The 13827-nt window shown below is 51.5% G+C and carries 16 protein-coding genes and 1 pseudogene; 5 read left to right on the forward strand and 12 right to left on the reverse strand.

Features of this window, described 5'->3' with window-relative positions; all coding sequences use genetic code 11:
* Nucleotides 1-7 precede the first annotated feature (7 nt).
* Together ACR9YC_RS09600 and ACR9YC_RS09605 are read left to right on the forward strand one after the other, a co-directional pair.
* On the forward strand, nucleotides 8-286 hold the full coding sequence (locus ACR9YC_RS09600) for a hypothetical protein (protein ID WP_438726889.1): 279 nt from the start codon (nucleotides 8-10) through the stop codon (nucleotides 284-286).
* A 183-nt stretch (nucleotides 287-469) separates the two neighbouring features.
* Entirely contained in the window at nucleotides 470-712 is a 243-nt protein-coding gene (locus ACR9YC_RS09605; RefSeq protein WP_438726892.1) for a hypothetical protein, read from the forward strand.
* A gap of 381 nt (nucleotides 713-1093) precedes the next feature.
* Here the strand turns inward: ACR9YC_RS09605 and tatC are convergent, their stop codons facing one another.
* From tatC to ACR9YC_RS09650, 9 genes and pseudogenes are all read right to left on the reverse strand, one after another.
* Complete coding sequence (gene tatC, locus ACR9YC_RS09610; RefSeq protein WP_438726895.1) at nucleotides 1094-1900, reverse strand: twin-arginine translocase subunit TatC; 807 nt, start codon at nucleotides 1898-1900, stop codon at nucleotides 1094-1096.
* 5 nt (nucleotides 1901-1905) lie between these two features.
* Entirely contained in the window at nucleotides 1906-2298 is a 393-nt protein-coding gene (tatB, locus tag ACR9YC_RS09615; protein WP_438726897.1) for a Sec-independent protein translocase protein TatB, read from the reverse strand.
* 52 nt (nucleotides 2299-2350) lie between these two features.
* A complete protein-coding gene (locus ACR9YC_RS09620; RefSeq protein ID WP_438726900.1) occupies nucleotides 2351-2590 on the reverse strand; it encodes a twin-arginine translocase TatA/TatE family subunit in 240 nt (79 codons plus the stop codon).
* Between the two features lie 195 nt (nucleotides 2591-2785).
* Nucleotides 2786-3373: pseudogene (gene scpB, locus ACR9YC_RS09625) on the reverse strand (SMC-Scp complex subunit ScpB); the annotation flags it as partial.
* Complete coding sequence (locus tag ACR9YC_RS09630; protein WP_438726902.1) at nucleotides 3370-4176, reverse strand: segregation and condensation protein A; 807 nt, start codon at nucleotides 4174-4176, stop codon at nucleotides 3370-3372. The pseudogene scpB and the gene ACR9YC_RS09630, both read right to left, overlap by 4 nt.
* Before the next feature lie 19 nt (nucleotides 4177-4195).
* Complete coding sequence (nagZ, locus tag ACR9YC_RS09635) at nucleotides 4196-5212, reverse strand: beta-N-acetylhexosaminidase (RefSeq protein WP_438726905.1); 1017 nt, start codon at nucleotides 5210-5212, stop codon at nucleotides 4196-4198.
* A gap of 36 nt (nucleotides 5213-5248) precedes the next feature.
* The gene (locus ACR9YC_RS09640; RefSeq protein WP_438726907.1) at nucleotides 5249-5863 is read right to left on the reverse strand and encodes an SPOR domain-containing protein; all 615 of its coding nucleotides are present in this window, start codon (nucleotides 5861-5863) and stop codon (nucleotides 5249-5251) included.
* 79 nt (nucleotides 5864-5942) lie between these two features.
* Nucleotides 5943-7667 (reverse strand): arginine--tRNA ligase, encoded by a 1725-nt coding sequence (gene argS, locus ACR9YC_RS09645; RefSeq protein ID WP_438726910.1) that lies wholly within the window; start codon nucleotides 7665-7667, stop codon nucleotides 5943-5945.
* A gap of 235 nt (nucleotides 7668-7902) precedes the next feature.
* On the reverse strand, nucleotides 7903-8556 hold the full coding sequence (locus ACR9YC_RS09650; protein WP_438726913.1) for a hypothetical protein: 654 nt from the start codon (nucleotides 8554-8556) through the stop codon (nucleotides 7903-7905).
* Between the two features lie 286 nt (nucleotides 8557-8842).
* Between ACR9YC_RS09650 and ispH the strand changes: the two genes are divergently transcribed.
* The 3 genes from ispH to rnhA are packed head-to-tail and all read left to right on the forward strand — an operon-like array spanning nucleotide 8843 to nucleotide 11228.
* Nucleotides 8843-9793 (forward strand): 4-hydroxy-3-methylbut-2-enyl diphosphate reductase, encoded by a 951-nt coding sequence (ispH, locus tag ACR9YC_RS09655; RefSeq protein WP_438726915.1) that lies wholly within the window; start codon nucleotides 8843-8845, stop codon nucleotides 9791-9793.
* Between the two features lie 15 nt (nucleotides 9794-9808).
* Entirely contained in the window at nucleotides 9809-10786 is a 978-nt protein-coding gene (gene thrB / locus ACR9YC_RS09660; protein ID WP_438726918.1) for a homoserine kinase, read from the forward strand.
* Nucleotides 10779-11228 (forward strand): ribonuclease HI, encoded by a 450-nt coding sequence (gene rnhA / locus ACR9YC_RS09665; protein WP_438726920.1) that lies wholly within the window; start codon nucleotides 10779-10781, stop codon nucleotides 11226-11228. Before thrB ends, rnhA begins: the two co-directional genes overlap by 8 nt.
* Nucleotides 11229-11344: 116 nt before the next feature.
* Here rnhA and ACR9YC_RS09670 read toward each other — a convergent pair whose 3' ends face one another.
* From ACR9YC_RS09670 to ACR9YC_RS09680, 3 genes are all read right to left on the reverse strand, one after another.
* Complete coding sequence (locus ACR9YC_RS09670) at nucleotides 11345-11521, reverse strand: YegP family protein (RefSeq protein ID WP_438726923.1); 177 nt, start codon at nucleotides 11519-11521, stop codon at nucleotides 11345-11347.
* Nucleotides 11522-11627: 106 nt separating this feature from the next.
* Nucleotides 11628-12749, reverse strand: coding sequence for an NAD(P)/FAD-dependent oxidoreductase (locus tag ACR9YC_RS09675; protein WP_438726925.1), 1122 nt, complete (start codon nucleotides 12747-12749; stop codon nucleotides 11628-11630).
* Between the two features lie 11 nt (nucleotides 12750-12760).
* On the reverse strand, nucleotides 12761-13744 hold the full coding sequence (locus ACR9YC_RS09680) for an alpha/beta fold hydrolase (RefSeq protein WP_438726928.1): 984 nt from the start codon (nucleotides 13742-13744) through the stop codon (nucleotides 12761-12763).
* Nucleotides 13745-13827: the final 83 nt, after the last annotated feature.

Genomic DNA, 13827 nt, shown 5'->3' on the forward strand with positions numbered 1-13827 from the left:
ATTAAAAATGAAGCTCAGTTCCATCGCGATTGCTATTGCAGCACTTGCAATGTCTACTACACCTGTTCTTGCAGAAATCAATGCGAATGCAACTTCAGCTGAGGTTTCTCGTGAAAACGAAGAAAAACTCAAAAGTGAGTTAGAAGGAAGTACTGGCATTATTGCAGCGCTTCTGGCTGCTGCTGCCGTTGTAACTGGCATCGTTATCATTGCTGATGGTGACGACGAGGAAGAAGAAGAAGAAGAAGAAGTAGAAGGTGATGACGACGCACCAACCAGCCCATAAGCTGACTGACGTCTAAAGACCTCAAAATGGGTTCATTTACTGAACCCGTGCTGTTGTGTGTGCAAAAATATGGTATATTTATCAGATTTTGTAATGGAAACGTCACAAAATTATACATTTTCAGGGTTGTGACCAAGATAAAAACCGTTTAGAGAGATTACGAAAGTCCCAAGGAGATTAGAAATGAAGTTCCGTTCAATCGCAATCGCTGCTGCAGCACTTGCAATGACCACTACGCCTGTTCTGGCGCAAGCCACCTCGAACCAAACTTCAGCTGAAGTTTCTCGTGAAAATGAGAAAAAAGCAGCACAGAGTGAGTTAGAAGGTGGCACCGGTATTATTGTTGCTATTTTGGCAGCTGCTGCTATTATCGGTGGTATTGTTATCGCTGCTGATCAGGATGATGATACACCAACCAGCCCATGAGCTGATTGACATCTAAAGAATTTAAAACGGGGTCATTTATTGGCCCCGTTTTTTTATGCGCTGCGCAGATATAATATGCTGTGTGGTGGCTGGCATATGCGCTGCACAAAGCATATTATATCTGCCTGACCATCGCTCAAAATGTTGCCTGTTCTGCTCTTAAAAAATTACAAAAATTTTGAGGCTGTGGGAACCATCTTATTCCCTGATAGTTTATTGAGGGAGATTAGATATTATACCCCCTCTATTATAATCTCGTTGATTAAGCGTTCGGATGTGTCATCCTCCCCCCCTTCTCGACACACCGAACGCTTTTTGATTCCATCTAAGCCGACAAATAACGGGATCGTCACTCAGTAAAGCCGATAAATATTGAAGCGTTTACTCGCCGCCAGGTGCTGCACTTGCCTCGGCGGAACGCTTGTCACGCTTCTCTGTGAAGAGCATGATCAGCAATGACCCTTCAAATAACAATATTAGCGGGATGCCTAGCAAAAGCTGAGAAACGATGTCAGGCGGTGTCAAAACAGCCGCAAAAATAAAGGCCCCGACTATCATATAGCGCCGCATACGCACCAACTGTTGTCGTTGCACCAGACCTGTTTTGTTCAGCAGAAGCAATAATACCGGCAACAGGAATGCAATCCCAAAGGCTAATATGATCTGCATTACAAAGGACAGATAGGCATCAGCATTGGGTAGAGCCTCAACCTCTAATCCGCCGCGCGCGCCTTCAAAATCCAGCAAAAAGCCGAACATGAGCGGCATGACTATATAATAGGCCAGAGCAGCACCTGCCGTAAACAGAAGCGGTGTAGCTATTAAAAATGGCAGAAATGCACGTCTTTCATTGCCGTAAAGACCAGGAGCAACAAACAGCCATATCTGGTTTGCAATCACTGGAAAGGCGAGGAAAAAGCCGGCAAACATCGCGATTTTCAGTTCGACGAAAAGAACTTCATATAATTTCGTATAGATTAGCCGCGGGTCTTCACCTTCAAATGCAATGGTTAGTGGCTGCACCAAAAACCCGAAAATCGGCTTTGCAAAATACAGGCAGACACCAAAAGCGATGGCAAAGGCGAGAATGGCCCACATCAATCTGCGGCGCAGCTCAACCAGATGATCGAGCAACGGCATCTTGCTTTCCTCCAGATTGGGTTCGGCCGATGAATTAGGGTCCGCCATGGCGCTTATCCGGCGTCCTTATCATTGGTCGAAGCTGGCTTATCATCCCCAGAGACGCTCTGATCCACATCAGAACCATCAGTAATTTGCTCATTGTCAGATATATTTTGCGGTGCAGCATGCGCTGCCGTTCCATCCATGGGCAACATGGCAGGCCCGCCGCCATGCTCTTTCATAATCTGCGCATTTTGCTCAGCCCATTTTTTCTCCAGCGCTTCCATTTCCGCTTCATGCGCGATGGAATCAAGGCTGGTGCGGAATTGACCGACAAGACGCCGCGCCTGACTGACCCAGCGCCCAACAGTGCGCATCGCCATGGGCAGCTCTTTCGGGCCGATAACAACAATGGCGATAATCACAATCGCCAATAGCTCGGTCGCGCCTATATCGAATAACATATTGTCAGACCTTTGGACCTAAAGCCCGTCAAAGGACAAATGCGCCGCTTGTTCAGGCGTTATCGTGCGTCTTGTTGGTGACATTGTCGCTACCAACGCTGCTCTTACCCTCAATTTGTTGGGGTGCAGATGATGAACCGCCGGCATTGTCGTCATCACCAATGCCCTTTTTAAAGCTGTTAATGCCCTTGCCGACATCACCCATAATCTCGGAAATTTTTCCGCGACCGAATAATACGAGCACAAGCGCGGCGATAATCAGCAGGCCACCAATACCGATATTACTGAACATATATTGTCTCCTTTGCGCAGATCAGCGCCTTATATTCCTATATTAGGGACTTTCGTGCGTAATCGCTACCTTATTGTCATCATCGCCCTGAACCGGCACATTTAGCGGCACATCTGTTGGCGAAGATATATCCTCGCCTTCACCTGCTTCATGGCTAGTCTGGCTTTGTCTTGCTGGGTCGCCATCACCTTCGGCTTGTTCTTCATTATCAGTCTGTTGCCCCATCGCTTCATCAAAAGCAGACTCGACCGGATCGAGCAGACCAGCAGCACGAAGATCAGCAATGCCGGGCAGATCGCGGCGCGTTTTCAGGCCGAAATGGGTGAGAAAATCCTTTGTGGTGGCGTATAATAAAGGCCGACCAGGCGTTTCGCGGCGACCAGCAGGGCGAATCCAATCGGTTTCCATAAGCACGTCCAATGTGCCCTTGCTGGTCTGCACGCCGCGTATCGCTTCAATTTCTGCCCTGCTAACAGGCTCATGATAAGCAATTATGGCCAGTGTTTCGGTCGCAGCGCGGGATAATTTGCGCGCTGCCTCTCGCTCTTTGCGCAGCATATGCGACATGTCAGATGCGGTTTGGAAATGCCATCTGCCGCCAGCGACGACCAGCTCCACACCCCGCCCCTGATAATGCTCTGCCAAAGTCACTAATCCGGCCTGAATATCGCAATCCTGCCCCAGATATTCGCCTATCTGACGCGGTGTCAGGGGTTCCTCGCTAGCGAAGATGATCGCTTCTATCGCGCGCAATTGCTCTTCATTGGGCGGGTTTTCACTCATGATGCCGACCTTATCTCAAGCGGCGCAAATGCTTCTTCCTGCCGCAAATCTACGGCCCCGCCGCGTGCCAATTCCAATGCCGCAACAAAACTTGATGCAATGGCTGAGCGGCGCAAACGCCCTGATACACCTTCGGGCAGGAAATCTTCCAGCCGTGTCCAATCCAAAGCCGCGCCAACCATATTGGAGACCCGCGCCAATGCATCCTCCAGCGTCATAACTTCGCGCGATGCGACAATATGCACCGCGGGCGCTGTTCGCATTTTTACCGCAGCATAGCCCTGCATGATGTCGTAAATATTGCTGGTCCAGCGCGTTTGGGTCAATGTGCGCAAACCTTCAGGGGCGCCGCGCACAAACACATCACGGCCAACACGGTCGCGCGCCATCAATCGCGCACCCGATTCGCGCATGGCTTGTAATCGCTGCAACCGTAGCTGTAAACGCAGCGCCAACTCTTCCGGCGAAGGGTCAACCTCTGGGTCTTTGGGCAGCAGCAAAGCAGACTTCAAATAGGTCAGCCACGCCGCCATCACCAGATAATCCGCCGCCAACTCAACTTTCAATTGTTCCGCATCAGCAATAAAGGCCAGATATTGCCTGACCAGCTCAAGGATAGAAATTTCGCGCAGATCGACTTTTTGCGTACGTGCCAGGCTGAGCAAGAGATCGAGCGGCCCTTCCCAGCCCTCAATATCCAATTGCAGGCTAAGCTCATCGCCCTCTGCCGATATATCGGTGCGCACCGGCGACTCCCATTCGGGCAGGTCGATCATATCATCATCATGATCCTCACTCGCCATGCCCTAGCCCTTCCGCGCTTTATACCAAAGCCATCAGGCTATCACGTTTTGCGGCCCATGCGCTCTGCTGTTCAGCCAGTATTGAATCTGGTTGCGGCAAAGCCTGACGCACCCGGTCCAGCCGGACTTGCGCAGCTTCACTTATATCGGGCAATCTCTCCGCCATTTCTTGCATATCGGGCATTTTGCCCCAGCAGTTGAGCGCTATGTCACACCCTGCGGCAATAGATGCCACTGCACGATCCGGCACAGAGCCGGACAAAGCCTTCATATCCAGATCATCTGTGAACAAAAGGCCATCAAAACCAATCTTGTCCCGAATGATATGCTGAATAATATGCGGCGATAATGTTACTGGATTGACGCTATCCCAAGCCGGAAAGACAATATGACCAGTCATCCCCATTTCCGCAGAGCTAAGCCGCTGAAATGGCTCAAGATCAATGGCCAGCGCATCCTCATCAGCATCAACCACAGGCAGATTATGATGGCTATCCACCAATGCCCTGCCATGGCCCGGCATATGTTTGATAACGCCCAATACGCCGCCATCTTTCAACCCGTCCAGAGCGCCGCGCCCTAAAGCGGCAACGCGTGAAGGTTCTTCCCCAAAGGCGCGATCACCGATAACTGCGTCATTGCTGCCTGGCTGGCGCACATCAATCATCGGCGCGCAATCCACATTGATGCCCATTGCCGCCAAGTCACTAGCCAAAGCGGCATAATTGGCGCGTACAGCTTCAATAGCGCTAATCGGTGCTTTTGCATAAAGCGCATCAAATGCGCCCGGCGCGGGATATTCTGGCCAGATAGGCGCTTTCATCCGCGCAACGCGCCCGCCTTCCTGATCGATCATCACCAGCAATTTATCATCACCGTGCAAATCGCGCAGGCTATCAGTCAAGGCTCGCAATTGCGTCTTGCTTTCAATATTACGGCCAAAGATAATATAGCCAGTGGGCCGGACCTCACGGAAAAATGCACTTTCATCATCCGTAAGGACAAGGCCTGACATCCCAAATATGACAGGCTTCATCGCATCCACTCCCGATTATCCTGCACCAGCATCTTATTAGCGGACAACAATACAGGATTGTCCAGCAGTCTTTAATCGGCCGCATACTGAATTGGCGGTGGCAAGATCAGGCGCGACAGCACTCAAACGATAAACCGTTCCAGCCTCAACCTTTGCGGCAGCAATCTTTTTCGGCAATTTGGCGATATAATCATAGCGGCCCGACAAAGTATTCCAGCCGCTATTGGCTTTCGCTTCATTGCTATAAGCACCCAACTGCACCAGAACGCCGCCCGATGTCGTGACTTTATCCGCTCCAGCCAAAGCTGTGACACGTTCTTCACCTTCGGCTGCCGCAGGGCTGGCATCGCCAGTACCTTGAAATTCCTTACCGCCAGCATCTTTTGGCGCGACTTTATAATCGCCTTCCGGTGCTTCGATCAGCTGACCGCCGCCGCTGGAGGCGGTTTGGGCATTACGATTTTGAAGAAAATACACCATGGCAACGACAAGGCCCAAGAACACAACGCCCAATAGCAACAGGCCCAGCACCTTCATGGCAGAGCTGGAGCCACTATCATAATCATCAGCGGATTCGAGCCAGGGCAGACGCTCTTCATCATCAGCGATCAGTTGATCTTCCGCGTCTTCAAATGTGTTCTCGTCGCTCATTTCACTATCTCCCCAAAAACCGCCAGTCCAATAGCGCCGCCCCAATAGCGCGGGCAGCTGTCACCTCACCCAGACAGTTTTACATACGGTCGGCCGCTTCAACACCCATGATGCTCAGGCCATTACGTAATATTTGCCCGATATTTTCGCTCATGAAAAGCCTTGCACCAGACAATATCGGCGCATCTGTGCGCAAAACGCGCATATCAGGCTGATCTTTGCCCAAATTCCAGAATGCATGATAGGCTGCGGCCAGATCGTAAAGATAAAAGGCAATGCGGTGCGGTTCGCGCGCTTGTGCCGCGCCTTCAACGATTCGCGGAAATTGTGCTGCCAGCTGGATAAGCTCAACATCGCCCTGTGTCAGTTGATCCAAATGCGCATCAGAGGCTGCAAGCCCTTCATCTTTGGCCTTACGCAGCGTGGACGATATCCGCGCATGGGCATATTGCACATAGAAGACCGGATTGTCTTTTGACGCTTCCACCACCTTGGCAAAGTCAAAGTCCATCTGTGCATCTGCTTTGCGCGTCAGCATGGTGAAGCGCACTACATCTTTGCCAACTTCTTTGACCACATCGGCCAGAGTGACAAAATCGCCGGAACGTTTCGACATTTTTACCGGTTCGCCATCGCGCAACAACCGTACCATTTGCACCAGCTTGACATCAAATGGCGTGTCACCATCGGTCAAGGCAGCAACTGCGGCCTTTATCCGCTTGACGGTTCCGGCATGGTCAGCGCCCCAAATATCAATCAGAGCATCGGCTTTTTGCGCCTTTTGGTAATGATAGGCCATATCTGCGCCAAAATAGGTCCATTTGCCATCCGATTTACGGATAGGCCGATCCTGATCGTCACCAAATTTTGTGGAGCGGAATAAAGGAAGTTCAACCGCTTCCCAATCTTCCAATGTCTTGCCCTTGGGCGCTTCCAAAAGCCCGTCAAAAACCAGATCCTTACCCCGCAAAAACGCTTCGGCTTCAGCTGGCTTTCCTGCCGCTTGCAATGCGGCTTCAGAGGCAAAGACATCATGTTCAATGCCCAGCAAGGCAAGGTCCGCACGGATCATGTCAAGCATGGCTGCAACGGCCTTTTCGCGGAATATAGTGAGCCATTCCTGCTCATCCTTATCAGCAAAACGGTTCTGATACTCCTGCGCCAATGCCTGCCCGACCGGCACCAGATAATCACCGGGATAAAGGCCGGAAGGTATCTCCCCAATGTCGCGGCCAAGCGCTTCAAGATAACGCAGATATACCGAGTGCGCGAGCACATCGACCTGCCCGCCTGCATCGTTAACATAATATTCGCGGATCACCTTGTGACCCACAAAGTCCAGCAAATTGGCCAGCGCATCACCCACCACCGCACCGCGGCAATGGCCCATATGCATGGGGCCAGTGGGGTTGGCCGAAACATATTCAACATTCACGATGGACGTATCGGGATTGGCCGGCCGCCCATAATCAGCGCCCGCTTGCGCTATATCATGCAGCTCTGCTGTCCATGCCCCGCTGGTCAATCGCAAATTGATAAAACCCGGCCCTGCAATCTCAACAGACACAACTTCATCAATTTTGCGCAGCTCGCCCGCTAATAGTTCAGCAAAATCGCGCGGCTTGGTCCCTGCTGCTTTGGCCAGCACCATGGCAGCATTGGTCGCAAGGTCACCATGGCTGGCATCGCGCGGCGGCTCAACAGTAACGGCTTTGCGCGGCGCATCAGCAGGCAGCACTTGCTGTGCAACCAAGGCATCCAAGGCAGCATGTATATGATCGGCAAAGCGGGTAAATAAGGGCATTTGCGGCTATTCTTTCACTATAAATCTGGTCAGTCTTATATGGATATTCGCCCAGACTGTTCATAAGGGTTATTCAGGCCGGCAATATGGTCAAGACGTCACGTTCGAGATTGCTTTAGCCCATCGTGATAACAGGCTTCAAGTATCAGCAATGACACGGCCCAATTCAGCACAATAGACCTCCAGAGCCAATTCTGCGAAGGGCTGCTCGGCACTTTATTATATGCGCAAACCCTTATCGCGTGGCGTTATATTGCAGTTGGTCCTGAGTAAGCTGAAACCCAATCAGCAATTCAAATCGGGCACGGTTCAGCGCTGCACGGACCGTCGGGTCAGCCAAGGGATCAATCGCAGCGGACGCATCGCCACTTTTGCGTTTGGCTGTAATGCGTTGCAGCACATCATCCGGCAAAGTTGCATTAGCGCGATCAACATAGCTTGCCGCCTTGGCACTTGCCTGAGCACGATATTCGCCATCAGGGAATGTCAAAGTCACGGTGCCGACCCGCTTTGCAATCACCGCACTGCCACCGCGTACAACGGTCGAGAAATAGGGCAATTCAACAGTTCTTGCGCCTTCTGCAAAGCTGCGCCGGGCAATGACGTCAAAAGTCGCTTCGGAATATAGCTTTTCATCGCCCTCATTGCATGTTGATCGCAAATTGGTCACTTGCGCCACAACATCAATCGCACTGGCATCACGGCTGTTGACTGGGTCGAACAGGGTAATATCACCGGCATAGTTCGGGATGGCGACTTCCGGACAGGTGGACAATGTTGATGTCACGCCAAGGCCACCAGCAACAACCAGCTGGTCATCACCTGCACAGCCGCTGAGCACCATGGCGGCCATTGCCGCAATACCCATATTCCCCAATTTCAAACGCATAATAATCCCCAAAACATCTTTATTTCAGCCCATTTCAAGGGGCGAAAAGCAAGGCTTTATCTCTTGGCACGTGCTATGCAATATTGCATTGGACGCTGCAAGTCATGGATTTCAATCTTACCATGAATACAGGCTTTCACTCGGCCGATAAAATCTTTACATATGTTGCAGGTGATTGCATGAACAGTCGCCGAACAGCACGCCAAAGTGCGACATAATTGACGACATAGTATCGGCGATAAGCCCATTAGACACAAATGCCCTTTACCAATCAGGACCAGCCAAAATGACCAAAAAAGCCCTGGAAATTGTTATCGCATCACCGCGTGGTTTTTGTGCCGGCGTCGACCGCGCTATCGAGATTGTCGAGGTCGCACTGCAAAAATATGGTGCTCCTGTCTATGTTCGTCATGAGATTGTGCATAACCGTTATGTTGTTGATAATTTAAAAGAAAAAGGTGCGATCTTTGTTGAAGAACTGGACGAAGTTCCTGACAATGTGCCCGTTGTATTTTCCGCGCATGGCGTTCCGAAATCCGTGCCCGCTAAAGCGGAAATGCGCGGACTAAACTATCTTGATGCGACCTGCCCCTTGGTTTCCAAGGTGCACAGACAGGCCGAGCGTCAGGTTGAGGCAGGCCGCCATATTATTTTTGTTGGCCATGAAGGGCACCCAGAAGTTATCGGCACATTTGGTCAAGTCCCCGAAGGCGATATGACATTGGTTGAGACCGTAGAGGATGTCGCAAATCTGAAGGTTAAAGATGAAGATTGTCTGGCTTACCTTACCCAAACAACATTGTCTGTGGATGATACGGCGGAGATTATCACCGCCTTACAGAAGCGTTTCCCCAAAATCGTCGGGCCCAAGGCTGAAGATATTTGCTATGCTACCTCCAACCGTCAAGCAGCGGTCAAAGCCATTGCCAGCGATGCACAGGCGATGTTCGTTATTGGCGCACCCAACAGTTCAAACTCCCTGCGTTTGGTGGAAGTAGCAGAGCGTGAGGGCACGCCCTCCATGCTGATCCAGCGCGCACATGATATTGATTTTCGCTGGCTTGACCAAGTCTCGACCTTGGGGCTGACCGCTGGCGCATCTGCTCCGGAAGAGCTGGTACGCGAAGTTATTGACGCACTGGCAGAGCGTTTTGAAGTCACAGAACGCAAAGTGCGGACGGTTGATGAGAAGATTGTCTTCAAATTGCCCCGCGGTCTGGAAACCAACGCCGCCTGATCAGGCGCTCATATCATGGCTGTATATACGCAAATCGGCCAGGAACAGCTCGCACAGTTCCTGAAGGATTATGATGTTGGAGAATTGATAAACTTCTCCGGCATTGCGCAAGGCGTGGAAAACAGCAATTACCGCGTCGAAACTACGAGCGGCCCCTATATTCTGACCCTGTATGAAAAGCGGGTGGCAAAGACTGATCTGCCCTTTTTTGTGGCCTTGATGGATCATGCCGCTGCGCAAGGCGTCGCTATGCCGGGAACGGTTTCTGATCGCAGCAATATCAGCATCAAACAGCTGTGCGGCAAACCGGCATGTTTGATCGAATTTATGGCGGGCAATACTATTGGAAAACCAAATGCTGACCTGGCCTATAAAGGCGGGGTAGCTCTTGGTCAGTTTCATCAGGCTATGCGCGGCTTCTCCATGACGCGCAGCAACAGCATGGGGCCAGATGAGTGGCAGCGTCTTGCCGATATATGCGCGCCCAAACTGCACAATATCACGCCAGAAAAGCCTATCGAACTGACGCCTGTTTTAAGCGATATTTTGCACCACTGGCCAAGCGACCTGCCGCAATCAACAATCCATGCTGACCTTTTCCCCGACAATGTCATGGTGCAAGGGAGCGAGGTTTCCGCCATTATCGATGTCTATTTCGCGTGCACGGACATTCGCGCCTATGATCTGGCCGTGATGCACAGTGCATGGTGTTTTGGCGATGATGGTTTGAATTTTGATGCAGATATATCGCAGCAATTGCTTAGCGGATATGGCTCGGTAATCACGTTGGAGCCACAAGAAATTTCCGCTCTGCCCATATTGTGCCGAGGGGCAAGTCTGCGCTTCTTCCTCAGCCGCGCTTATGACTGGCTGCATACTGCCCCCGATGCGATGGTGACGCGCAAAGACCCCATGGCCTATTGGCATAGGCTGGAATTTTATGGGCAAGAGCCAAATCACGCCCTTTTTGCAAAGGCCTTTAACCATGGATGATAAAAAGACGGTCCACATTGCAACTGATGGCGCTTGCAAAGGCAATCCTGGCCCCGGGGGATGGGGTGCGGTCATTCGCTATGGCGATAAAGAAAAAGACCTGTCCGGCGGCGAGCCAGACACCACGAATAACCGGATGGAATTAAAAGCCGCCATTGAAGCACTCAATGCCTTAAAACGGCCTTGCCATGTCACTCTGACAACAGACAGCGTTTATGTTCGTGATGGCATTACAAAATGGATCCATGGCTGGCAGCGTAATGGATGGCGCACTGCGGCCAAAAAGCCGGTAAAAAATGCTGATCTATGGCAGGAATTGCTGGCCGCGACACAGCGGCATGATGTCACATGGCATTGGGTGAAAGGTCATGCCGGTGATGAATATAATGAGCGCGCCGACACTTTGGCCAGCGACGCCGCCTTGGCAGTGGGCAGAGGCTAGCAGCTCCTGCACCCCAAAAGCCATTTGTTAAAGCGGATGAGCCGGCAGGACCAAGGCAAAAGAACTGGCCCGCCGCTCACGCCTTTTACGCTACAGTCATGGTAGCGTCAGCTTGATTAGCTATTATCTTCTACAGGTGCGCCAGGGCCGTTTTTCTTAATAGAATCAATGGCGTTCTGTGCGCTAGACTTGCTGGAATAGCCTTGGGTAGAGAACATAACTTCGCTGTTATATTTGAAACGCACACGAAATTCGCCGCTTTTGTCTTTATAAATCTCAAAGTGATGAGCCATTTGGCTGCTCCTATAGGTTGAAACTGCGCTTATGCTACCAATTCAAACACGGCTTGACCAGTGGCATGAAAACTGATTTTACACTGAATCGATGTTTCGATACATTTTATTCCCGATTTAGAAATCGCGAGGCTCTGTAGGGCGCATCATCAAAATCTGAAAAGCCATATGGCAAAGCATTGCCAGTGATGTGATGGGCCGCCAATTGCGCTGCAGCCGGTGCCGTCTGGATGCCATAGCCGCCCTGCCCTGCAAACCAGTAAAAGCCTGTTTGCGCGGCATCAAAACCATATACGGGTACACGGTCTGGCGCGAAGCTGCGCAGCCCCGCCCAGCGATGTTCAACCGCGTCTATTGACCAGTCCACAACCTCTTGCAGACGCTCAATTGCCAGCGCGACATCCCATTCCTCTGGCGCGGCATCACATGGTTCACTCGGCGTTTCATCATGCGGGCTAAGCCATAAACGTCCAGATTCCGGCTTGAAATAGAAATTGCCCAACGCATCAATGATGAGCGGCATATCATCAGCAACCGGCGGTGTAACACGCAGTTGCACAACCGTACGGCGCAGCGGCGTAATGCCCAAAGGTTCTATACCGCAACATCTAGCAACCCTGTCAGCCCAGGCACCGGATGCATTGACGATCAAAGGTGCAGAAAAACGCTCTCCGCCGCATCGCACTTGCCACTGGCCGTTATGGCGCACAGCGCTTTCCAGACCGCAGCCAAGCCTTAGCACCGCACCCCGTTTTTTTGCGCCGGTCAAATAGGCATTATGTAGGGCAGCAACATCTATATCGCTGCATTCAGGTTCATAATTGGCGATGCTATATTTCGGTTTAACGCCCGGCAGATATTGCATCATTGATTCGCGAGAAAGTGTCTGCATATCGACATTGCGGGCCGCAAAAAATACCTGCTCATCCTGCATGGCCTTACGTTGCGCATCACTGCCAATCGTCAAGGCGCCGCGTGGACGCAAAAACCCGTGAGCAGAAAATTCAGCAGGCGGGTTTTTGAGCATCGGGCCGGACAGGCTGGTCAATGGCTGGATCAGTGAACCGCCATAGCTTTCATTCCAAAAAGCGGCAGAGCGGCCCGTTGCGTGATAGCCCGCAACCGATTCCTGCTCAAAAATGCACACAGACATCGTTTCAGCCAAGTGATAGGCTAGACTGGCACCAGCCATTCCGCCGCCAATAATGATCGCGTCAAAACCAGTCATTGCAATATTATTTACGCCGATAGTGAATCGCGGCTGCGCGCCGTCGCCAATGATTGTTCTAGGAAGAGATCAATCTCCGCCAAAGCCAGATCGCGCACAGCGTCCACTTCGCGCAACAATTCATGCGCGCATTCTTCGCCATAGGTTACCAATTTGGCATTTGGCAGGCGCGCAGATGCCTCGACAATCGCATCATGGCTAACCAGCTTATCCTCACTGGCCGCAAGAATCAGTATAGGCGTAGTAACTTTCTCCCACTGGCCCGGCGCATGAATATGACGAACCGATGCATAAGCGCGTTCCACCCATTGCCAACTAGCAGGCCCCAGCACCAGTTCGGGCCGCTTTGCCCACCATGCCGCTTCATCATCATAACGGGCCTGATGATGGGTCAAAAGTGACTGCCGCTCGCGTATCGGCGTGCCCGGCTTTTCACTAACCTTCCATGCAGGTCTGGCAGGATTACCAATTTTGCACATAATACGTGCGAACAAATGGCTGACAGCCAGTGGCAATGGCGGGCCGGACATGCCCAGCATAGGCGCGCTCAAAATACAGGCATCAGGTGTGATCGCTCCGTCGACAAGTGCGCGCGCGACCAAATGCCCCCCCATTGAGTGCGCCATAATGACATGCGGCCCTGGTGTTTCTTTGATCCATTTGCTCCAGAAGAAACCAATATCGCCAATCCAGGTCGAAAAATCATCAATATGCCCAACATATTGACTGTCAGCCATGCGACCAGAGGCACCCTGTCCGCGCCAATCACATGCCGTGATATTCCATCCATGCCCATGCAGATGGTTCAGCGTTTCTAGATATTTTTCATAAATATCCCCGCGCCCAGGCATGAACAACATAGAGCCGCGCGAATCTTTGGACTCATTCGGCCAATCCATGCGGCGAATCTTCCATCCATCCTGAGCTTGCCAATATTGCTCTTGCGCGCCCTTGGGCAATGACCGGCGATCAAAACCAGCTACATTATCGGTCATATTCGGCCCCTTCAAAGTTACGCGCCAGCAAAATACCATTTCAAAACAAATGCAACGCAAAACAAAAATTTGCATGGTTACTA

Source organism: Parasphingorhabdus sp. DH2-15, assembly GCF_051668705.1.
Lineage (GTDB): Bacteria > Pseudomonadota > Alphaproteobacteria > Sphingomonadales > Sphingomonadaceae > Alterisphingorhabdus.